This window comes from Streptomyces sp. NBC_01445 (genome assembly GCF_035918235.1).
In the GTDB taxonomy this organism is placed as follows: domain Bacteria; phylum Actinomycetota; class Actinomycetes; order Streptomycetales; family Streptomycetaceae; genus Streptomyces.
In genome coordinates this window covers 6462366-6483784 of the sequence record NZ_CP109485.1, presented here as the reverse complement: position 1 = coordinate 6483784, position 21419 = coordinate 6462366, and the positions used below count along the sequence as shown (strand labels likewise).

The 21419-nt window shown below is 71.7% G+C and carries 17 protein-coding genes; 10 read left to right on the top strand and 7 right to left on the bottom strand.

The window, feature by feature from the left end:
• Nucleotides 1-13 precede the first annotated feature (13 nt).
• Nucleotides 14-1048, bottom strand: a complete 1035-nt coding sequence (locus OG574_RS29540) for a zinc-dependent alcohol dehydrogenase family protein (protein WP_326775675.1) — start codon at nt 1046-1048, stop codon at nt 14-16.
• A 158-nt stretch (nt 1049-1206) separates the two neighbouring features.
• Between OG574_RS29540 and OG574_RS29535 the strand changes: the two genes are divergently transcribed.
• From OG574_RS29535 to OG574_RS29525, 3 genes are all read left to right on the top strand, one after another.
• Nucleotides 1207-2157 (top strand): PrsW family intramembrane metalloprotease, encoded by a 951-nt coding sequence (locus OG574_RS29535; RefSeq protein ID WP_326775674.1) that lies wholly within the window; start codon nt 1207-1209, stop codon nt 2155-2157.
• 116 nt (nt 2158-2273) lie between these two features.
• Entirely contained in the window at nt 2274-2591 is a 318-nt protein-coding gene (locus OG574_RS29530) for a heavy-metal-associated domain-containing protein (protein WP_326778670.1), read from the top strand.
• A gap of 91 nt (nt 2592-2682) precedes the next feature.
• Nucleotides 2683-5043 (top strand): heavy metal translocating P-type ATPase, encoded by a 2361-nt coding sequence (locus OG574_RS29525; RefSeq protein WP_326775673.1) that lies wholly within the window; start codon nt 2683-2685, stop codon nt 5041-5043.
• Nucleotides 5044-5715: 672 nt separating this feature from the next.
• Here the strand turns inward: OG574_RS29525 and OG574_RS29520 are convergent.
• The 3 genes from OG574_RS29520 to OG574_RS29510 all read right to left on the bottom strand — a co-directional run bounded on the left by OG574_RS29520 (nt 5716) and on the right by OG574_RS29510 (nt 10083).
• Nucleotides 5716-7005, bottom strand: coding sequence for a citrate synthase (locus OG574_RS29520; protein ID WP_100594118.1), 1290 nt, complete (start codon nt 7003-7005; stop codon nt 5716-5718).
• Nucleotides 7006-7139: 134 nt separating this feature from the next.
• A complete protein-coding gene (recD2, locus tag OG574_RS29515) occupies nt 7140-9443 on the bottom strand; it encodes an SF1B family DNA helicase RecD2 (protein ID WP_326775672.1) in 2304 nt (767 codons plus the stop codon).
• 55 nt (nt 9444-9498) lie between these two features.
• Complete coding sequence (locus OG574_RS29510) at nt 9499-10083, bottom strand: hypothetical protein (RefSeq protein WP_100594117.1); 585 nt, start codon at nt 10081-10083, stop codon at nt 9499-9501.
• A gap of 284 nt (nt 10084-10367) precedes the next feature.
• Here OG574_RS29510 and OG574_RS29505 point away from each other — a divergent pair, with 284 nt between their 5' ends.
• The 6 genes from OG574_RS29505 to OG574_RS29480 all read left to right on the top strand — a co-directional run bounded on the left by OG574_RS29505 (nt 10368) and on the right by OG574_RS29480 (nt 16996).
• The gene (locus OG574_RS29505; protein WP_326775671.1) at nt 10368-11441 is read left to right on the top strand and encodes a LacI family DNA-binding transcriptional regulator; all 1074 of its coding nucleotides are present in this window, start codon (nt 10368-10370) and stop codon (nt 11439-11441) included.
• Nucleotides 11438-13027, top strand: a complete 1590-nt coding sequence (locus OG574_RS29500) for a sugar ABC transporter ATP-binding protein (RefSeq protein ID WP_326775670.1) — start codon at nt 11438-11440, stop codon at nt 13025-13027. The genes OG574_RS29505 and OG574_RS29500 overlap by 4 nt, the downstream gene beginning before the upstream one ends.
• Nucleotides 13017-14963: an ABC transporter permease/substrate-binding protein gene (locus OG574_RS29495; RefSeq protein WP_100594114.1), complete on the top strand. Its 1947-nt coding sequence runs from the start codon at nt 13017-13019 to the stop codon at nt 14961-14963. The genes OG574_RS29500 and OG574_RS29495 overlap by 11 nt, the downstream gene beginning before the upstream one ends.
• Before the next feature lie 59 nt (nt 14964-15022).
• Nucleotides 15023-15922: a ribokinase gene (locus OG574_RS29490; protein ID WP_326778669.1), complete on the top strand. Its 900-nt coding sequence runs from the start codon at nt 15023-15025 to the stop codon at nt 15920-15922.
• The gene (gene rbsD / locus OG574_RS29485) at nt 15919-16308 is read left to right on the top strand and encodes a D-ribose pyranase (protein WP_326775669.1); all 390 of its coding nucleotides are present in this window, start codon (nt 15919-15921) and stop codon (nt 16306-16308) included. Before OG574_RS29490 ends, rbsD begins: the two co-directional genes overlap by 4 nt.
• A gap of 223 nt (nt 16309-16531) precedes the next feature.
• The gene (locus OG574_RS29480; protein ID WP_326775668.1) at nt 16532-16996 is read left to right on the top strand and encodes a DUF937 domain-containing protein; all 465 of its coding nucleotides are present in this window, start codon (nt 16532-16534) and stop codon (nt 16994-16996) included.
• A 21-nt stretch (nt 16997-17017) separates the two neighbouring features.
• Here OG574_RS29480 and OG574_RS29475 read toward each other — a convergent pair whose 3' ends face one another.
• Genes OG574_RS29475 through OG574_RS29465 form a run of 3 tightly spaced genes read right to left on the bottom strand, consistent with a single transcriptional unit; the run spans nt 17018 to nt 20153 of the window.
• Nucleotides 17018-17815, bottom strand: coding sequence for a sugar phosphate isomerase/epimerase family protein (locus OG574_RS29475; protein WP_326778668.1), 798 nt, complete (start codon nt 17813-17815; stop codon nt 17018-17020).
• A gap of 32 nt (nt 17816-17847) precedes the next feature.
• Nucleotides 17848-18999: a dihydrodipicolinate synthase family protein gene (locus tag OG574_RS29470; protein ID WP_326775667.1), complete on the bottom strand. Its 1152-nt coding sequence runs from the start codon at nt 18997-18999 to the stop codon at nt 17848-17850.
• Nucleotides 18996-20153, bottom strand: a complete 1158-nt coding sequence (locus OG574_RS29465) for a Gfo/Idh/MocA family protein (RefSeq protein WP_326775666.1) — start codon at nt 20151-20153, stop codon at nt 18996-18998. The genes OG574_RS29470 and OG574_RS29465 overlap by 4 nt, the downstream gene beginning before the upstream one ends.
• Nucleotides 20154-20319: 166 nt before the next feature.
• Between OG574_RS29465 and OG574_RS29460 the strand changes: the two genes are divergently transcribed.
• Nucleotides 20320-21384 carry a LacI family DNA-binding transcriptional regulator gene (locus OG574_RS29460; RefSeq protein WP_326775665.1) on the top strand — a complete coding sequence of 355 codons (1065 nt, stop codon included), beginning with the start codon at nt 20320-20322 and terminating at the stop codon, nt 21382-21384.
• Nucleotides 21385-21419: the final 35 nt, after the last annotated feature.

Here is a 21419-nt window from a genome sequence, read left to right as displayed (position 1 = left end):
GGAGTCAGGGGGCTCAGGCCCACGGCTCGATGATCGTCACGCCCGCGCCCGGCGTCGTGCCCATCGCTTCGAGCGCCGCGGGTGCCGCGTCCAGGGTGATCGTGGAGGTGACCAGGAGGTCCGGGCGCAGTACCCCGGCGCGGACCATCTCCAGCATCTGCGGATAGGCGTGCGCGGCCATTCCGTGGCTGCCGAGGAGTTCGAGTTCGAGGCCGATCACCCGGCTCATGGGCACGATCGGGTCCTGCGGCAGCAGGCCGACCTGCACATGGCGGCCCCGGCGCCGCAGGCCGCCCACCGAGGCGGCGCACGTGACCGGTGAGCCGAGCGCGTCGAGCGACAGGTGCGCGCCACCGCCGGTCAACTCCCGTACGGCGGCGGCCGCATCGGGCACCTCGGAGGCGTTCAGGCAGTGGGCGGCGCCGAAGGTGCGGGCGAGGTCCAGAGCGGCGGGCGAGACGTCGACCGCGACGACCCGCGCCCCGCTCGCCGCCGCGATCATCACGGCGGACAGGCCGACGCCTCCGCACCCGTGCACGGCGACCCACTCACCGGCGGCCACCCGGCCCTGCGCGACGACGGCGCGGAACGCGGTCGCGAACCGGCAGCCGAGCCCCGCCGCCGTCGCGAACGACAGCTCGTCCGGTACGTCCACCAGGTTCACGGCGGCGTGGTCCAGGGCGACGTACTCGGCGAAGGAGCCCCAGTGCGTGAAGCCGGGCTGGGTCTGGCGCTCGCACACCTGGTGGTCCCCGGCCGCGCAGGACGCGCAGGTGCCGCAGGCGCACACGAACGGGACGGTGACCCGGTCGCCCGGCCGCCGGTCCGGCACGTCGGCGCCCACCGCCTCGATCACTCCGGCGAGTTCGTGCCCGGGGACGTGCGGCAGCCGGATGTCCGGGTCGTGGCCCATCCAGCCGTGCCAGTCGCTGCGGCACAGGCCCGTCGCCTCGACCCGTACGACGACGCCGTGCGGCGCGGGCACCGGATCAGGCACCTCCCGGACCTCGGCTCGCTCCCCGAACTTCTCGAACACCACAGCCCGCATCGCCCTCGCGCCTCACTTCCGACCAGCCGTCACCCGACCGGACGAACGTAGCCCCCGGCCCGGTCACCACGCCTGCGCCCCGCACCAACTCACGGTGCGGCAAAACGCACATCTACATAAACTCCGTCACAAATCTTCCCCACTCAGAGGGAATTGCCGTGACTCAAGCACAGCCGCCCGGCGCACCCCGAGCCCGCATCCCCGGTCCCAAGCGGCCCCCGTCGTCCGTGCCGCAGATCCGGGCGGGCCTGTGGAAGCACTGGCTGTGGGGCGGACTCGCCCTGTGGACCCTGACCGCCGTCGTCACGTTCGCGACCAGGAACACGACGCCGCTGCCGACGCTGATCCTGCTCGGCAGCTTCCTCGCCCCGGGCACCTTCGTGCTGTGGGCGTACGAGCGCCACGCCCGCGACCTGGGCGTGAGCCTGATGCTCGGCTGCTTCGCCGCCGGCGGCGCCCTCGGGGTGCTCGGCGCCTCGGTCATGGAGTACGACCTGCTGCACCCCTCGCTGTGGATGTCCGTCGGGGTCGGCCTGACAGAGGAGGCGGTCAAGCTCGCCGCCCTGATGTACGTGCTGCGCACACAGCCCCGGGTGCGCGGGCTGCGGGCGGGGCTCGTCCTCGGCGCGTCCGTCGGGTTCGGCTTCGCGGCCTTCGAGAGCGCGGGCCACACGTTCGACGCGGCCGTCGGCACGCAGAGCATCGACCTGCGCTCACTCCTGGAGACGGAGGTACTGCGCGGACTGCTCGCACCGTTCGGGCACGGCCTGTGGACGGCGATCTCCGGCGCCGTCCTGCTGGCCTTCCGCAGGCCGAACGGGCGCTATCGCTTCGCGGCGCCGGTGGTGCTCACGTATGCGGGCGTCTCCTTGCTGCACGCTCTGTGGGACTCCATGCACGGCATCGCGATCTGGACAGTCGCCCGGCTCACCGACACGGACCTGCCCCTCACGCTCTTCACCGAGGGCTACATCCCGCAGCCGACCGGCACCCAGAAGCACCTCTTCACGCTCTTCTCGGTGGGCGGACTCGTGATCATCTCGCTCGCGGGAATCGCCTGGGTACGTTCGCTCGCCCACCGGGAGCCCCCTTGGAGAAATACCCCCTAGGGGTATAGTCTCGTGAGAGTCAGGAGGTCCCGGGGATGCCCCGGCGCCTCACTCGCACGGTACGCCGCACCCCTGCGCAGACCGGGACGCACGCGGCCTTCGACAAGGAGAACGACATGAGCGCCCAGACCGAGCTCCCCCAGATCGGCACCGAGTCGACCGGTTCCTGCTGCTCGCCCAGCGGTTCGTGCCACTCGGACGCCGCCGGGAGCGCCGAGGGAGCCGTCACCACCGTGTACCAGGTGACCGGCATGACCTGTGGCCACTGCGAGGGCGCGGTGTCGAACGAGATCTCTGGGCTCGCGGGCGTCATGTCGGTGAAGGCCGTGGCCTCCACGGGACAGGTGACCGTCGTCTCCGCGGCGCCCCTCGACGAGGAGGAAGTCCGGGCCGCCGTCGACGAGGCGGGCTACGAGCTGGCCGGCCGGGCCTGAGACTTCAGGGAGCGCCGGGCCGCCCACCACGGCCCGGCGCCCGTGGTCGTACGCTCGGCGGTAGTCCCGTACGCCCCTGGAAAGAACCACGATGACCACGCCCACGGACACCACGGCCGGGCCGCTCTCCGAGGTGGAGCTCGCCGTCGGCGGGATGACCTGCGCCTCCTGCTCGGCTCGTATCGAGAAGAAGCTCAACCGCCTCGACGGCGTGACGGCGACGGTCAATCTCGCGACCGAGAAGGCGAGGGTCGCGTACGCGCCCGGGGTCGAGGTCGCCGACCTGGTCGCGACGGTGCGGAAGCTCGGGTACACGGCGGAGCCGGTGCTCCGGGAGGAGCCGGTCGTCCGTGAGGAGCCGGTCGCCCCTGAGGGGGCGGTAGAAGCCACTGCGGACGGTCATCCGGGCGGGGCCGGCGATGTGACCCCGGTCGAGGTCCGCACGGAAACCAGGAGCGGAACCGGCGCCGAACCCGACCCCACCGCCCCGCTGCGCCGGCGCCTCGTCGTCTGCGCGCTTCTCTCCCTGCCCGTCGTCCTGCTGGCGATGGCGCCCGCCCTCCAGTTCGACAACTGGCAGTGGCTCTCCCTCACCCTCGCCGCCCCGGTCGCCGTCTGGGGCGGGCTCCCCTTCCACAGCGCCGCCTGGACCAACGCGCGGCACGGCGCGGCCACCATGGACACGCTCGTCTCCGTGGGGACGCTCGCCGCGTTCGGCTGGTCACTGTGGGCCCTGTTCCTCGGCGACGCCGGGATGAGCGGGATGCGGCACGGATTCACGTTCGCCGTCGACCGCACCGACTCCTCCTCCACCATCTACCTCGAAGTCGCCGCGGGCGTCGTCACCCTGATCCTGCTCGGCCGCTATCTGGAGGCCCGCTCCAAGCGCCGCGCCGGCACCGCCCTGCGCGCCCTGCTCGAACTCGGAGCCAAGGACGTCGCCGTACTGGACTCCTCGGGCGCGGAAGTGCGCGTACCGGTCGGGCGGCTGAGGCCCGGCGACCGGTTCGTCGTGCGGCCCGGCGAGAAGATCGCGACCGACGGCACGGTCGTCGAGGGCACCTCAGCCGTCGACGCCGCCCTGCTCACCGGCGAGTCCATGCCCATGGACGTGACCGTCGGCGACGCCGTGACCGGCGCGACAGTGAACGCGGGCGGGCGGCTCGTCGTCGAGGCGACCCGCGTCGGCGCCGACACCCAGCTCGCCCGCATGGCGCGCCTCGTCGAGGACGCGCAGACCGGCAAGGCCGAGGTGCAGCGCCTCGCCGACCGGATCGCCGGCGTGTTCGTGCCGGTGGTGTTCGTCATCGCGCTCGGCACGTTCGCCGGGTGGCTGCTCGCCACCGGTGAGGTGACCGCCGCGTTCACCTCGGCCGTCGCCGTCCTGATCATCGCCTGCCCCTGCTCGCTCGGCCTCGCGACCCCGACCGCGCTCATGGTCGGCACCGGCCGCGGCGCCCAGCTCGGCATCCTCATCAAGGGGCCCGAGGTCCTGGAGAACACACGCCGCGTCGACACCGTCGTACTCGACAAGACCGGCACGGTGACGACCGGCCGGATGACGCTCCAGGACGCGTACACCGCCGAGGGCGTCGAGGAGAAGACGCTGCTGCGGCTGGCCGGGGCCGTGGAGCACGCCTCCGAGCACCCCGTCGCCCGTGCCGTCGCGGAAGGCGCCGCCGACCGGGCCGGAGCGCTGCCCGCCGTCAGCCGCTTCACCGCGCTCGCCGGGCTCGGCGTCCGCGGCGTGGTGGACCGGCACGACGTGCTCGTCGGCCGGGAGCGGCTCCTCGCCGAGCACGGGATCACCCTGCCGCCCGCGCTCGCCGCCGCCAAGACCGCCGCCGAGGCCTCGGGCCGTACCGCCGTCGCCGTGGCGTGGGACGGGGTGGCACGGGGTGTCATCACGGTCGCCGACACGGTCCGCCCGACGAGCGCCCGGGCCGTCGCGGAACTGCGCGCGCTGGGCCTCACGCCGATGCTCCTGACCGGCGACAACCGGATCGTCGCCGAGTCCGTGGCGCGGGCCGTCGGGATCGCCGAGGACGCCGTGTACGCGGAGGTCCTGCCGCAGGACAAGGTCGACGTGGTCCGGCGCCTGAAGGCCGAGGGGCGCACCGTCGCCATGGTCGGTGACGGCGTCAACGACGCCGCGGCGCTCGCCACCGCCGACCTGGGGCTCGCGATGGGCACCGGCACGGACGCCGCGATCGAGGCGGGCGACCTGACGCTGGTGCGCGCGGACCTGCGCGTGGCCGCCGACGCGATCCGGCTCTCCCGCCGCACCCTCGCGACCGTCAAGGGCAACCTCTTCTGGGCGTTCGGCTACAACGTGGCCGCGCTGCCGCTGGCCGCCGCGGGGTTCCTGAACCCGATGATCGCGGGCGCCGCGATGGCGTTCTCGTCGGTCTTCGTGGTGACGAACAGCCTCCGGCTGCGGACGTTTTCCTGAAGGTGAGGGCCCTTTTTCTGGAAGGACTTCCCATTGCCCCTGCTCTGGCCCATCATCAAGGGGTCTTCACATTCGCCTCACATCACAACCGCAGCATTCTCACGTCCGAACCTCGATCTACATATGGGGTCTCTTGCGCACGATCAGGACATATGCAAGAGACGCAGATCACAGTGATCCGAACGTAACCATTTGAGGTTCTCGTGAGTCTAAGGAGGCGATGCAGGAACGTCTTGGGGGGCGTTTCTGTGTTGACCGGGGCCGTCTTGGGGGACGGACCCGACTGCGTTGGCCGGGACACGTGCCACGGAGAGCTTGAGCGGCCCTCCCGTGTACGCGTCCCGGCAGACCGCACCATAGACGCCCGGACGGATCCCGTGGGGGGAATCCGCACCGGGACAAAGGAAAGCGCCCCGACTGCCGGCCCGTGGGGGGACTGGCAGGGGGGCGCTTTCCGCTTTCTCTTTACTTCTGCTCCCGCTCTACGCGGGGTGCGCTGCATGCGGGGTGCGCTGCGTGGTGTGCGGTCACGCAGCGCGGGCCGCGCAGACCCGGGGGCGACCCCCGGACCCCCGGCCGAGGATCAGCGGGCCTCGACGGGGACGAAGTCGCGCAGGACCTCGCCGGTACTGTGCTGACCCGGGGAGCAACCCCCGGACCCCCGGCCGAGGATCAGCGGGCCTCGACGGGGACGAAGTCGCGCAGGACCTCGCCGGTGTAGATCTGGCGCGGGCGGCCGATGCGCGATCCCGGCTCCTTGATCATCTCGTGCCACTGGGCGATCCAGCCCGGCAGCCGGCCGAGGGCGAACAGGACCGTGAACATCTCGGTCGGGAAGCCCATGGCCCGGTAGATGAGGCCCGTGTAGAAGTCGACGTTCGGGTAGAGGTTGCGCGAGACGAAGTACTCGTCGGAGAGCGCGTGCTCCTCCAGCTTGAGCGCGATGTCGAGCAGCTCGTCGGACTTGCCGAGGGCCGAGAGGACATCGTGCGCCGCAGCCTTGATGATCTTGGCGCGCGGGTCGAAGGACTTGTACACCCGGTGGCCGAAGCCCATCAGGCGGACGCCGTCCTCCTTGTTCTTCACCTTGCGGATGAAGGAGTCGACATCGCCGCCGTTGGCCTGGATGCCCTCGAGCATCTCCAGGACCGACTGGTTGGCGCCGCCGTGCAGCGGGCCCCACAGCGCGGAGATACCGGCGGAGATCGAGGCGAACATGTTCGCCTGCGAGGAGCCGACCAGACGCACGGTGGACGTCGAACAGTTCTGCTCGTGGTCCGCGTGCAGGATGAGCAGCTTCTCGAGCGCGGCGACGACGACCGGGTCGAGGTCGTACTCCTGCGCCGGCACCGAGAACGTCATGCGCAGGAAGTTCTCGACGTAGCCGAGGTCGTTGCGCGGGTAGACGAACGGGTGGCCGATCGACTTCTTGTACGCGTACGCCGCGATCGTCGGCAGCTTGGCGAGCAGCCGGATCGTCGACAGGTGGCGCTGCTGCTCGTCGAACGGGTTGTGACTGTCCTGGTAGAACGTCGACAGGGCGCTGACCACGGAGGACAGCATCGCCATCGGGTGGGCGTCACGCGGGAAGCCGTCGAAGAACCGCTTGACGTCCTCGTGGAGCAGCGTGTGCCCGGTGATCTCGTTCTTGAAAGTGGAGAGCTCGTCGACGGTCGGGAGCTCGCCGTTGATCAGCAGGTAGGCCACCTCGGTGAAGGTGGAACGCTCGGCCAGCTGCTCGATCGGGTAGCCGCGGTACCGGAGGATGCCCTGCTCACCGTCGAGATAGGTGATCGCGGATTTATAGGCGGCGGTGTTGCCGTATCCGCTGTCGAGGGTCACCAGACCGGTCTGAGCCCGGAGCTTCCCGATGTCGAAGCCCTTGTCACCGACGGTGCTGTCGATCACCGGGTAGGTGTACTCGCCATCGCCGTACCGCAGTACTACAGAGTTGTCGCTCACGTCATCCCTCACCGACGTAGTGCCTCTTCTTCGAGGTGCCCTGACTGTTCTCTACCATCCCCCACTTGGCCCAGCAGAGTGCACTCGGGGTCGACCATTGGGCCTATTCGCGGCACTGAGTGCCGCCAACCTGCTCATCCTGCCCTCTTCGCCCCGCTCCCGGAAAGCCCGTGTGACGTTTCCGACTCATTTGATCGATCGAAAGTTACCAAACCGAAGGATGTGCCCCCGGAGAGCCGGAAACGGAGCGCCGTGCAACGCCTTCCCGCGGAGACCGTGCGCACCGCCTGGCCGAGCGCTTTGCGTGAACCGACGAGCACCACCAGCTTCTTGGCCCGAGTGACCGCCGTATAGAGGAGGTTCCTCTGCAGCATCATCCAGGCGCCGGTCGTGACCGGGATCACGACGCACGGGTACTCACTTCCCTGGGAGCGGTGGATCGTCACCGCATACGCGTGAGCCAGCTCGTCCAGCTCATCGAATTCGTATACGACTTCCTCGTCCTCGTCGGTGAGTACGGTCAGCCGCTGCTCGTCCGCGTCGAGGGAGGTGACGACGCCGACGGTGCCATTGAAGACGCCGTTCGCCCCCTTCTCGTAGTTGTTTCTGATCTGGGTGACTTTGTCGCCCACACGGAAGACCCGGCCGCCGAAGCGCTTCTCGGGGAGGTCGGGGCGGGCGGGCGTGACGGCTTGCTGGAGCAGGCCGTTGAGGGTGCCGGCACCGGCCGGCCCGCGGTGCATCGGGGCGAGGACCTGGACGTCGCGCCGCGGGTCGAGGCCGAACTTGGCGGGGATGCGGCGGGCGGCGACATCGACGGTGAGCCGGCCCGCCTCCTCCGTGTCCTCCTCCGCGAACAGGAAGAAGTCCTTGAGGCCCTGGGTGAGCGGGTGCTGACCCGCGTTGATGCGGTGCGCGTTCGTGACGACGCCGGACTCCTGGGCCTGGCGGAAGATGCGGGTGAGGCGGACCGCGGGGACCGGGCTGCCGTCACCGAGCAGGTCGCGCAGCACTTCGCCCGCGCCGACGCTCGGCAGCTGGTCGACGTCGCCCACGAAGAGCAGATGGGCGCCCGGCGGCACGGCCTTGACCAGCTTGTTGGCCAGCAGGAGGTCCAGCATCGACGCCTCGTCGACCACGACGAGGTCGGCGTCGAGCGGCCGGTCCCTGTCGTACGCCGCGTCACCGCCGGGCTTGAGTTCGAGCAGACGGTGCACCGTGGACGCCTCCGCGCCCGTCAGCTCGGCCAGGCGCTTGGCGGCGCGGCCCGTGGGGGCGGCCAGGACGACCTTCGCCCGCTTGGCGCGGGCCAGTTCGACGATCGAGCGGACCGTGAACGACTTGCCGCAGCCGGGCCCTCCGGTGAGGACGGCGACCTTCTGCGTCAGGGCGAGCTTCACCGCCTCCTCCTGCTCGGGCGCGAGCTCGGCCCCCGTACGCCCCGCGAGCCAGGTCAGGGCCTTGTCCCACGCGACGTCCCGGAACGCCGGCATCCGGTCCTCGTCGGTGCGCAGGAGGCGCAGCAGCTGGGCGGACAGGGAGAGTTCGGCGCGGTGGAAGGGGACGAGATAGACCGCGGTCACCAGCTCCTCCCCGCCTTCCGGGCCCGGCACCCGCTCCCGTACGACGCCCTCCTCCTCGCCCGCCAGCTCGCCCAGGCAGTCGATGACCAGGCCCGTGTCGACCTGGAGGAGCTTGACCGCGTCGGAGATCAGCTGCTCCTCCGGCAGGAAGCAGTGGCCCTGGTCGGTGGACTGCGAAAGGGCGTACTGCAGGCCTGCCTTGACGCGCTCGGGGCTGTCGTGGGGGATGCCGACGGACTGCGCGATGCGGTCGGCGGTGAGGAAGCCGATGCCCCAGACGTCAGAGGCGAGCCGGTAGGGCTGGTTCTTGACGACGGAGATCGACGCGTCGCCGTACTTCTTGTAGATGCGCACCGCGATCGACGTGGACACCTCCACGCTCTGGAGGAAGACCATCACTTCCTTGATGGCCTTCTGTTCCTCCCAGGCGTCGGCGATCTTCTTCGTGCGCTTGGGGCCGAGGCCCGGCACCTCGATCAGGCGGGCCGGGGCCTGCTCGATGATGTCGAGGGTGTCCAGGCCGAAGTGACGGGTGATCCGGTCGGCGAAGACCGGGCCGATGCCCTTGACCAGGCCGGAGCCGAGGTAACGGCGGATGCCCTGGATGGTGGCGGGCAGGACCGTCGTGTAGTTCTCCACGGTGAACTGCTTGCCGTACTGCGGGTGGGAGCCCCAGCGGCCCTCCATGCGCAGCGACTCGCCGGCCTGCGCGCCGAGCAGCGCGCCGACGACGGTGAGCAGATCGCCGCCACCGCGGCCGGTGTCCACGCGGGCGACCGTGTACCCGCTCTCCTCGTTGGCGTACGTGATCCGCTCGAGGACCCCCTCGAGCACCGCCATCCCCGGGTTCGGCATGAGGCGACCGTACCGGTGGGGTCGGACACCCGGGGAGCGGTGCCCCGATTACGGGCTACAGCCCGCCCATGGGTTCGATGTCCACCTTGATGGGCGTGCCCCAGACCCGCACCACCTCGTAGTCCGTGAAGGCGTGGACCAGGCGGTACGCCGAGGCCGCGCGGGGCTCCCTGCGCTGGGCCGCGAGAAAGTGCTCGGCCTCCCTGCGGTCGTGCCGCGGGGTGCCGCACAGCTGCCACACCTGGCCGTTCCACTTCTCGGGGAGCCAGCGCTGCTGGGGCTGCGGGCGGTCCTCCCGGATGCCGTACCGCGACATCGACGGGGCGTCCGCGGCCTCGCCCTGCCGGGGTCTGGCGGGGTACGCGCCGTTGATCTCGGAGCGGCGGGCGACGCGGCGGCGGGTCTCGCAGAGGAGGCACAGGTCCTGCGCGTTCTCGTCGACCGGGCCCGTCGGGTGCTCCGGGCAGCGGGTGGTGGGCGCGTCACCCGTGACGGAGTCCTCGACGAGATCCAGCGCGCGCTTCACGTCCGCGCGCATCTCGTGCAGCTTGCTGTCGGGCGTGTCGGTGCTGAGGCCCTCGCCGTGCTCGCCGAGGAGGCGCAGGGCCCGGCCGAGCGCGGTGAGCTGTGCGTGGTTCACGGGCGTGTGCCCCTTCCGTGCGGGTTGCGTGACCGGCTTCCGCCAGCGTCTCACGCGCCACTGACACGCCCGTCCGGCAGCGGCCGCGACGGCGGCGGACATCACGATCCGGTCTCGACAAGCGGAACGGGGGTTGCCAAGAGCCCGTGTAATCGATTCCAATCCTCCGTGTAATCGATTCCATGACGGTGTCGGACCACGTCTCGGACCAGATGCCGGCCCCGTTGCGCACCAGGTTCCGGAACCCGTTCCGGTCCATGCAGCCACAAGGAGGTGGTCCCGCGATGGCGAGCATCAAGGACGTCGCCGCGGCGGCGGGTGTCTCCGTCGCCACGGTCTCGCGGGTGCTGAACAGCCACCCGTCCGTGAGCCCGGACGCCCGCGCACGCGTGCTCGGCGCCGTCGAGTCGCTCGGCTACCGCCCGAACGCCGTGGCCCGCTCCCTGCGCACCGCCCAGACCCGCACGCTCGGCCTGGTCATCAGTGACGTGCTCAACCCGTACTTCACCGAGCTGGCCCGCTCCGTGGAGGAGGAGGCCCGCGCGCTGGGCTACAGCGTCATCATCGGGAACGCGGACGAGCAGCCCGACATACAGGACCACCACGTACGCACGCTCGTCGACCGGCGCATCGACGGCCTCCTCGTCTCCCCCACCGACGGCGGCTCGCCGCTGATGCTGGAGGCCGCTCGGGCCGGTACGCCGATGGTCTTCGTCGACCGCTGGATCCCGGGCGTGGACGTGCCCGTGGTCCGGTCCGACGGACGCGCCGCCGTGCGCGACCTCGTGGCCCATCTGCACGCCCTCGGCCACCGCCGCCTCGCCATCATCGCGGGGCCCGCCGCCACCACGACGGGCAGCGAGCGCGTCGAGGCGTTCCGCGAGGCGCTCGCAGCGTTCGGGATCGCACTGCCGGACGCCTACATCGGGCAGGGCGACTTCCAGGCGGACAGCGGCCGGCGCGCGACGGAGCGCTTCCTCGCCCTGTCCGAGCCGCCCGAGGTCGTGTTCGCCGCCGACAACCTGATGGCGCTCGGCGCGCTCGACGCCATCAGGGCCGCCGGGCTGCGCGTGCCGCACGACATCGGGCTCGCGGCCTTCGACGACATCCCCTGGTTCGTGCACACCGACCCACCGGTGACGGCGATCGCCCAGCCGACCAAGGACCTCGGCCGGGCCGCCGTACGGGCCCTGATCGACCGCATCGAGGGCAGGCCCCCGCAGTCGGTGACGCTGCCGGCGCGTCTGGTCGTCCGCCGGTCCTGCGGCGAGGCGGGGACCTCTGAGGCCCGGCCCCCGGTGCCCACGGCTCCCGCAGACACCCCCACCGCCACGACCTCAACGAGGAGGAACCCGTGAGCAACCCGGAAGAGCGGCCCGGCAAGGAGCCGACCGCGCCGGCCGACGAGCTGCTGCGCATCGAGGGGATACGCAAGACGTTCCCCGGCGTCGTCGCGCTCGACAGCGTCGACTTCGATCTGCGCCGCGGCGAGGTGCACGTGCTGCTCGGCGAGAACGGCGCGGGCAAGAGCACCCTCATCAAGATGCTCTCCGGCGCCTACCGGCCCGACGCGGGCCGGATCGTCGTCGACGGCCAGGAGGCCCGTATCCACGGGGCGCAGGACGCCGAGCGTCTCGGGATCGCCACCATCTACCAGGAGTTCAACCTCGTCCCCGATCTGACGGTCGCCGAGAACATCTTCCTGGGCCGCCAGCCACGCCGCCTCGGGCTGATCGACCGCAAGAAGATGGAAGCCGACGCCGAGGAGCTGCTCCGGCGCGTCGGCCTGACGGTGTCGCCCCGCGCCCGGGTGCGCGAACTGGGCATCGCCCGGCTCCAGATGGTCGAGATCGCGAAGGCTCTGAGCCTGGACGCCCGCGTCCTGATCATGGACGAGCCGACGGCCGTGCTCACCTCGGAGGAGGTGGACAAGCTCTTCGGGATCGTGCGCGCGCTGCGCGAGGACGGCGTCGGCGTCGTCTTCATCACCCACCACCTGGAGGAGATCGCCGCGCTCGGCGACCGCGTCACGGTCATCCGCGACGGCAGGAGCGTCGGCCAGGTCCCCGCGTCCACCCCCGAGGCCGAGCTCGTACGGCTCATGGTGGGCCGCAGCATCGAGCAGCAGTACCCGCGCGAGCGGCCCCGACTCGACGCCACCGACGCCCCGTTGCTGCGGGTCGAGGGACTGACCCGCGACGGGGTCTTCCACGACGTGCACTTCGAGGTGCGGGCCGGCGAGGTCGTCGGCATCGCGGGCCTCGTGGGCGCGGGCCGTACCGAGGTCGTCCGTGCCGTGTTCGGCGCCGACCCGTACGACAAGGGCACGGTCGAGGTCGCGGGCGCGCGGCTGCCGCGGCACGACGTGAACGCGGCGATGGCCGCCGGCGTCGGGCTCGTGCCCGAGGACCGCAAGGGGCAGGGCCTCCTCCTGGACGCCTCCGTCGAGGAGAACCTGGGCCTCGTCACCCTGCGTTCGGCGACCCGCGCGGGACTCGTGGACCGCAAGTCGCAGCGCGTCGCGGCCGCCCGCATGGCCGAGCAGCTCGGCGTGCGCATGGCCGGGCTCGGCCAGCATGTGCGCACCCTGTCCGGCGGCAACCAGCAGAAGGTCGTCATCGGCAAGTGGCTGCTCGCCGACATCAAGGTCCTCATCCTCGACGAGCCGACGCGCGGCATCGACGTCGGCGCGAAGGTCGAGATCTACCAGCTCGTCAACGAACTCACCGCGGCCGGGCACGCCGTCCTGATGATCTCCAGCGATCTGCCGGAGGTCCTCGGGATGAGCGACCGGGTCCTCGTCATGGCGCAGGGCCGGATCGCGGGCGAACTCGCGGCCGGCGAGGCGACCCAGGACTCCGTGATGGCGCTCGCCGTCAGCACCGCGGCATCCCCGGCAACCACCCCCGAACACAATGAAGTGGAGGGCTCCCGTGGCCACTGACACGCTCAAGAGCAGCACGGCCGGCGCGGGTGGCCTGCGCCGCGTCCTGCTCGACAACGGCGCGCTGAGCGCCCTGGTCGTCCTGGTCATAGCGATGTCGCTGCTGTCCGGCGACTTCCTGACCACGCAGAACCTGCTCAACGTCGGCGTGCAGGCCGCCGTGACCGCGATCCTCGCGTTCGGCGTCACCTTCGTCATCGTCTCGGCGGGCATCGACCTGTCGGTCGGCTCCGTGGCGGCGCTGTCGGCGACGGTCCTCGCGTGGGCCGCGACCAGTGAGGGCGTCCCGGTGTGGATCGCCGTGATCCTCGCGGTCGTCACCGGTATCGCCTGCGGATTCGTCAACGGCGCCCTGGTCTCGTACGGCAAGCTCCCGCCGTTCATCGCGACGCTCGCGATGCTGTCGGTGGGGCGTGGTCTGTCGCTCGTCATCTCGCAGGGCAGCCCGATCCCGTTCCCGTCGTCCGTCTCGCGGGTCGGGGACACGCTGGGCGGCTGGCTGCCGGTGCCGGTGCTCGTGATGATCGTCATGGGGCTGATCACGGCGCTGATCCTGGGCCGTACGTTCATCGGCCGGTCCATGTTCGCGATCGGCGGCAACGAGGAAGCGGCGCGCCTGTCGGGTCTGCGCGTCAAGCGGCAGAAGGTCGTCATCTACGCTCTGTCGGGCCTGTTCGCCGCGGTCGCGGGCATCGTCCTCGCCTCGCGTCTGACCTCCGCGCAGCCGCAGGCCGCGCAGGGTTACGAGCTGGACGCCATCGCCGCGGTCGTCATCGGCGGCGCCTCGCTGTCCGGTGGCGTCGGCAAGGCGTCGGGCACGTTCATCGGCGCGCTGATCCTCGCCGTGCTCAGGAACGGCCTCAACCTCCTTTCCGTGTCCGCGTTCTGGCAGCAGGTCGTCATCGGCGTCGTCATCGCGCTCGCCGTGCTCCTCGACACCGTGCGCCGCAAGGCGGGCGCGACCCCGACGGCCGCCGGCGCCACGTCCGGGCCGGGCGGCTCCAAGGGCAAACAGGCCGCCCAGTACGTGATCGCGGCCGTCGTCGCCGCGGCGATCATCGGCGGCATCTCCCTCTGGAACAACGGCTCTTCGGGCAAGTCGACCAAGCTCGGCCTGTCCGTCTCGACGCTGAACAACCCGTTCTTCGTGCAGATGAAGGCGGGCGCGCAGGCCGAGGCGAAGAAGGAGGGCGTCAAGCTCACGGTCACCGACGCCCAGAACGACGCGTCCCAGCAGGCCAACCAGCTCCAGAACTTCACCAGTGAGGGCATGAGCTCGGTCATCGTGAACCCCGTCGACTCCGACGCCGTCGGTCCCGCCGTGCGCGGCGCCAACAAGGCCGACATCCCCGTCGTCGCCGCCGACCGCGGCGTCAACAAGGCGAAGACGGCCACGCTCGTCGCCTCCGACAACGTCGCGGGCGGTCGCCAGGCGGCGAAGACCCTCGCCGACAAGCTCGGCGGCAGCGGGAAGATCGCGATCCTCCAGGGCACGGCCGGCACCTCCGCCAGCCGGGAGCGCGGCCAGGGCTTCGCCGAGGGCATCAAGGCGTACCCCGGCATCAAGGTCGTCGCCAAGCAGCCCGCGGACTTCGACCGCACCAAGGGCCTCGACGTCATGACGAACATGCTCCAGGCCAACGCGGGCGTCGACGGCGTCTTCGCCGAGAACGACGAGATGGCCCTCGGCGCGATCAAGGCGCTCGGCTCCAAGGCCGGCAAATCCGTCGCCGTCGTCGGCTTCGACGGCACGCCGGACGGCCTCAAGGCCGTCGAGGCGGGCACGCTGTACGCGTCCGTCGCGCAGCAGCCGAAGGAGCTCGGCCGGATCGCCGTGCAGAACGCGGTCAGGGCGGCGAAGGACAAGAAGGTCGCGCAGATGGTCAAGGTGCCGGTGAAGGTCGTCACCTCGAAGAACGTCGCGAGCTTCAAGTGACCGTCGCGCGTTCCACGTCGCCCATCGAGAACACGGAGATGACGGAGAAAGTGACAGCGATGCACGACTACGACCTGTTGGTGGTGGGATCGGCCAACGCCGACCTGGTGACCGTCGTCGAGCGCCGCCCCGGCGCCGGGGAGACCGTCCTCGGCTCGGACCTCGTCGTCCACCCGGGCGGCAAGGGCGCCAACCAGGCCGTCGCCGCCGCGCGCCTCGGGGCCCGTACGGCACTGCTGGCGCGGGTCGGCGACGACGGGCACGGGCGGCTGCTTCTCGACTCGATGAAGTCGGCGGGCGTCGACCCGGTCGGCGTCCTCGTCGGCGGGGCGCCCACCGGGGTCGCCCTGATCACGGTGGACCCGTCCGGGGACAACAGCATCGTGGTGTCACCGGGTGCCAACGCCCGGCTCACCCCGCAGGACGTCAAGGCCGCAGGCAGCCTCTTCCAGGCGTCGCGGGTCGTCTCGGCGCAGCTGGAGATCCCGCTCGACACGGTCGCGGAGGTCGTACGGGCCCTGACGCCGGGCAGCCGGTTCGTCCTCAACCCGTCCCCGCCCGCTCCCCTGCCCGCCGAGGTCCTCGCGGCCTGCGACCCGCTCATCGTCAACGAGCACGAGGCGCGGGTCGTGCTCGGGGCGGACGTCACCGGCGAGCCCGAGGACTGGGCGTCGGCGCTGCTCGCCCTCGGACCGCGCTCCGTCGTGATCACGCTGGGCGCCGAGGGCGCGCTGGTGGCCGACGGCACGGGGACGTGCCGTGTGCCGTCCGTCAAGGTGACGGCCGTGGACACGACCGGTGCGGGGGACGCCTTCACGGCGGCCCTGGCATGGCGGCTCGGCGCGGGCGAGAGCCTCGCGGACGCGGCGGCCTTCGCGGCCCGCGTCGGCGCGGCGGCGGTCACGAAGGAGGGCGCGCAGGCGTCGTACCCGACGACCGCCGAGGTCACGGCGCTGTGAGGAAGGCCGGAATACTCAACCGCCACCTGGCCGGCGCGCTCGCCGAGCTGGGCCATGGCGACGGCGTGCTCGTGTGCGACGCGGGCATGCCGATCCCGGCGGGGCCGCGGGTCGTGGACCTGGCGTTCCGGGCCGGTGTCCCGTCGTTCGCCGAGGTCCTCGACGGGCTCCTGGACGAGCTGGTCGTGGAGGGCGGGACGGCCGCTGCCGAGATCCGGGCCGCGAACCCCGACGCCGCGGGGCTGCTCGCGGAGCGGCTGCCCGCGCTCGCCTTCGTCCCGCACGAGGAGCTGAAGGAGCTCTCACGGGGGGCGCGGCTCGTCGTCCGTACGGGAGAGGCGCGGCCGTACGCGAATGTGCTGCTGCGCTGCGGGGTCTTCTTCTAGGCAGGTCAGCAGGTCCTGCTTGCAGGCGTGCAAAAGGGGGCCCGGTCGGCGGACCGGGCCCCCTGACGCTTCCCCTCCCCATCAGGACCCCCGCGATCCCCCCGGATCCCCCTCCAGAAGTCCTGATGCCACATACGACCCGCCAATCGCGGAAAGGGTTGCACGGTCGGCCCGGAATCTTTTCGGGGTGCCGACATAGTGGGGCAGACGTAGCGTTTCGGGCATGAGCGAAAACACCGGATCTGCCGGACCCTCCCTGCAGAAGGACGTACTCGACGAGCTCGGCGACGACCGGCTGAGCGAGATCGCCGGGCTGCTCGGTACGGACGCGGCGGGCGCGCAGGACGTCGTGAGCACCACCGTCTCCGAGCTCTCCGGAGGGCTCAGGGAGAAGGCCACGGCCGACCCCCAGCAGGCCGAGGAGGTCCGGCAGGCGCTCGCCGAGACCGAGGAGCAGCAGCCGCTGCAGGGCGTCGCCACCTTCGGCGGGCTCGGCAGCCTGGCGGGCGGCGGCCTGATGGCCGGGATCCTGGCGAAGATGAGCCGGCCCGTCGCGACTGCCGTCGCGAAGAAGACGGGTCTGCCGCCCGCGACCGTGACACGGGTCATCGAGCTCCTGGTCCCGGTGGTGCTCGCGGTCTTCACCAAGCGGTCCGCGGGCAGGAAGGCGGGCCGCGGCCCCCTGTAGGAGGCCGCCCGCCCGGAAGGCTCAGCCGGCGTGCCGCACGAAGCGGTCCGCCGTCTGAGCGAGGACCTCGCGCCCGTCGCGCGCCCACAGCCCGTCGTTGAACAGCTCCACCTCGATGGGCCCCGTGTATCCGGCGGCCTCGACCAGGCCGCGCCACGCACGCATGTCGATCGCGCCGTCGCCGATCTGGCCCCGCCCGTTGAGGACGCCCTCGGGCAACGGCGTCGTCCAGTCGGCCAGTTGGAAGGCGTGCAGCCGCCCGCCCGCCCCCGCGCGCGCGATCTGCGCGGGCGCTCGGTCGTCCCACCAGATGTGGTACGTGTCCACGCAGACGCCGACCTGTTCGGCGGGGAAGCGCTCGGCCAGGTCGAGCGCCTGCGCCAGCGTCGACACGACGCAGCGGTCGGAGGCGTACATCGGGTGCAGCGGCTCGATCGCGAGCCGGACGCCCCGCTCGGCGGCGTACGGGCCGAGCTCCGCGAGCGCGTCGGCGATCCGCTCCCGCGCGCCGTGCAGGTCCTTGCTGCCTTCGGGGAGGCCGCCGGAGACCAGGACGAGGGTGTCCGTGCCGAGCACCGCCGCCTCGTCGACGGCCGCGCGGTTGTCGTCGAGGGCCCGCACGCGCGCGTCCGGGTCGATCGCGGTGAGGAAGCCGCCCCGGCACAGCGTGGTGACGGCGAGCCCCGCGCCCCGTACGAGCTTCGCCGCGGCCTCGACCCCGTACGTCTGCACGGGCTCGCGCCACAGGCCGACACCCGGGACGTCCAACTCGGCGCAGACCGCGACGAGTTCTTCGAGGCCGAGCTGCTTGACGGTCATCTGGTTGATGGAGAAGCGGTCGAGTGCGTGGCTCACTGGTCGACTCCGTACACGCTGAGCAGGGTCTTCATCCGGGTCTCGGCGAGGGCGGGATCCGGGAACAGGCCCAGGCCGTCGGCGAGTTCGTAGGCGCGGGCGAGGTGGGGCAGCGGGCGGGCCGACTGGAGGCCGCCGACCATCGCGAAGTGGGACTGGTGGCCCGCGAGCCACGCGAGCAGGACGACGCCCGTCTTGTAGAAGCGGGTCGGCGTCTCGAAGAGGTGCCGGGACAACTCGACGGTCGGGTCGAGCAGTTCACGGAACTTGGCGGTGTCCCCCGTGTCGAGGACGCGCACCGCCTCCGCCGCGAGCGGGCCCAGCGGGTCGAAGATGCCGAGGAGCGCATGGCTGAACCCCTGCTCGTCGCCCGCGATCAGCTCGGGGTAGTTGTAGTCGTCCCCCGTGTAGCAGCGCACGCCCCGCGGGAGGCGGCGGCGCAGCTCGACCTCGCGCCGGGCGTCCAGGAGCGAGACCTTGATGCCGTCGACCTTGTCCGGGTGCGCGGCGATGACGTCGAGGAACGTCTCCGTGGCGGCGTCGAGGTCCGGCGAACCCCAGTAGCCCTCCAGTGCGGGGTCGAACATCGGGCCGAGCCAGTGCAGGATGACGGGCTCGGATGCCTGGCGCAGCAGATGCCCATAGACGTCGAGGTAGTCCTCGGGTCCGGACGCCGCGGCCGCCAGGGCCCGCGAGGCCATGAGGATCGCCTGCGCGCCCGTCCCCTCCACGAGCGCGAGCTGCTCCTCGTAGGCCGCGCGGACCTCGGCGAGCGTGGCGGGCCCGGACAGCTGGTCGGTGCCCACCCCGCACGCGATGGCGCCGCCGGCCGACTTCGCCTCGGCGGTCGAGCGCCGGATCAGCTCGGCCGCGCCCGCCCAGTCGAGGCCCATGCCGCGCTGGGCGGTGTCCATGGCCTCGGCCACGCCCAGGCCGTGCGCCCACAGATGACGGCGGAAGGCGAGTGTCGCGTCCCAGTCGACGGCGGCCACGTCGGGGCCGGGGTCGGCGAGCGGGTCGGCGACGACGTGCGCCGCCGAGAAGACGGTCCGCGACACGAGCGGCGCGCCCGTGGTGAAGGAGGCCGGCTCGGCGCGCGGGGTGTAGTCGCGCAGCGAGCCGCCCGGGCCGGGGAGTCGGATCGTCACAGCGAGATCTCCGGTACGTCCAGGCGGCGGCCCTCCGCCGACGACTTCAGGCCGAGCTCGGCGAGCTGCACGCCGCGGGCGCCGGCGAACAGGTCCCAGCGGTAGGGCGCGTCGGCGTACACGTGCTTGAGGAACAGCTCCCACTGCGCCTTGAAGCCGTTGTCGAACTCCTGGTTGTCGGGAACCTCCTGCCACTGGTCGCGGAAGGAGTACGTGGCAGGCAGGTCCGGGTTCCACACGGGCTTCGGGGTCGCAGCGCGGTGCTGGACACGGCAGTTGCGCAGCCCGGCGACCGCGGAGCCCTCCGTGCCGTCCACCTGGAACTCGACGAGCTCGTCCCGGTTGACCCGCACCGACCAGGAGGAGTTGATCTGCGCGACGGCGCCGCCGTCGAGCTCGAAGATGCCGTACGCCGAGTCGTCGGCCGTCGCGTCGTACGGCTTGCCGCCCTCGTCCCAGCGCTGCGGGATGTGCGTCGAGGCCAGCGCCTGCACGCTCGTCACGCGGCCGAACAGCTCGTGGAGCACGTACTCCCAGTGCGGGAACATGTCGACGACGATGCCGCCGCCGTCCTCCGACCGGTAGTTCCAGCTCGGCCGCTGCGCCTCCTGCCAGTCCCCCTCGAAGACCCAGTAGCCGAACTCGCCGCGCACGGACAGGATCCGCCCGAAGAAGCCGCTGTCGATGAGGCGCTTGAGCTTGAGCAGGCCCGGCAGGAACAGCTTGTCCTGGACGACGCCGTGCTTGATGCCCTTCGCCTTCGCCAGCCGGGCCAGTTCGAGCGCGCCGTCGAGGCTCGTCGCCGAGGGCTTCTCCGTGTAGAGGTGCTTTCCGGCGGCGATGGCCTTCTTGAGCGCCTCCTCGCGGGCGGAGGTGACCTGCCCGTCGAAGTAGATGTCGATCGTGTCGTCGGCGAGGACGGCGTCGAGGTCGGTGGAGACGTTCGCCGGGTCGAGGCCGTGCTGCTCGGCCAGCGCGAGCAGCGCGTGCTCGCGGCGCCCGACGAGGACCGGCTCCGGCCACAGCACCGTGCCGTCGCCGAGGTCGAGGCCGCCCTGTTCGCGCAGGGCGAGGAGGGAGCGGACGAGGTGCTGGCGGTAGCCCATGCGCCCCGTCACCCCGTTCATGGCGATGCGCACCGTCTTGCGTGTCACGAGAGTCCCTTCGTACAGACGCCGATGAAGAACACGCTCGTCGTAGCAAGCGCTTTCTATATGGGAAGAAGCTAGCCTCTGCACAGCCGGTCGGACAAGACCGGAGGCTGATGAAACGGGATGCGAGGCCGGACGGGGGACCGGACGGCGACCGGAGGATGATGCGATGACCGTGACCCTGGCGGACGTGGCGGCACGCGCCCAGGTCTCCCCCGCCACCGTGTCCCGCGTGCTGAACGGCAACTACCCCGTGGCCGCGGCCACGCGCGAGCGGGTGCTGCGCGCGGTGGACGACCTCGACTACGTGCTGAACGGGCCGGCCAGCGCCCTGGCCGCCGCCACCTCCGACCTGGTCGGCATCCTCGTCAACGACATCGCCGACCCGTTCTTCGGGATCATGGCGGGGGCCGTGCAGTCCGAGATCGTGGGGCCCGGCGGGCGCGCGGGCGGCGAGCGGCTCGCGGTCGTGTGCAACACCGGCGGGTCGCCCGAGCGCGAACTCACCTATCTGACGCTCCTCCAGCGCCAGCGGGCCGCGGCCGTCGTCCTCACGGGCGGCGCGGTCGAGGACGCCGAACACGCCAGGGCGATCTCCGGGAAGCTGCGGCGGCTCGCGGACGCCGGGACGCGGGTCGTCCTGTGCGGGCGGCCGCCCGTGCCGGACGCGGACGCGGTGGCGCTCGCCTTCGACAACCGCGGCGGCGGCCGGGCGCTCACCGACCACCTGCTCGACCTCGGCCACCGCAGGATCGGGTACATCGCGGGCCCCGAGGAACGGACGACGACCCGTCACCGCCTGGAGGGACATCGCGCGGCGCTGGCGGCGCGGGACGTGCCCGACGACGCCGGGTGGACCGTGCACGGCCCGTACGACCGGCGGTCCGGTTACGAGGCGACGGTCGAACTCCTGCGTCGCGAACCGTCGTTGACGGCCGTGGTCGCCGCGAACGACACGGTGGCGCTCGGCGCGTGCGCCGCGCTGCGGGAGGCGGGCCTGAGCATTCCGGGCGACGTGTCGGTGGCCGGCTTCGACGACCTGCCGTTCAGCGTGGACGCGGTACCGGCCCTGACGACGGTCCGGCTGCCGCTGGCGGAGGCGGGGGCCCGCGCGGGCCGCATCGCGATGGGCCGCGAGGCGGCTCCCGCCGGGGGGATGGCAGTGGTGCAGGGGGAGTTGATGGTGCGGGGGTCTACGGGGGCGCCGTCCAAGGCGTCGGGATCGGGCGGGTAAGCGGGGCTCGCCTCCGCTCACCCACCCGGATCTCC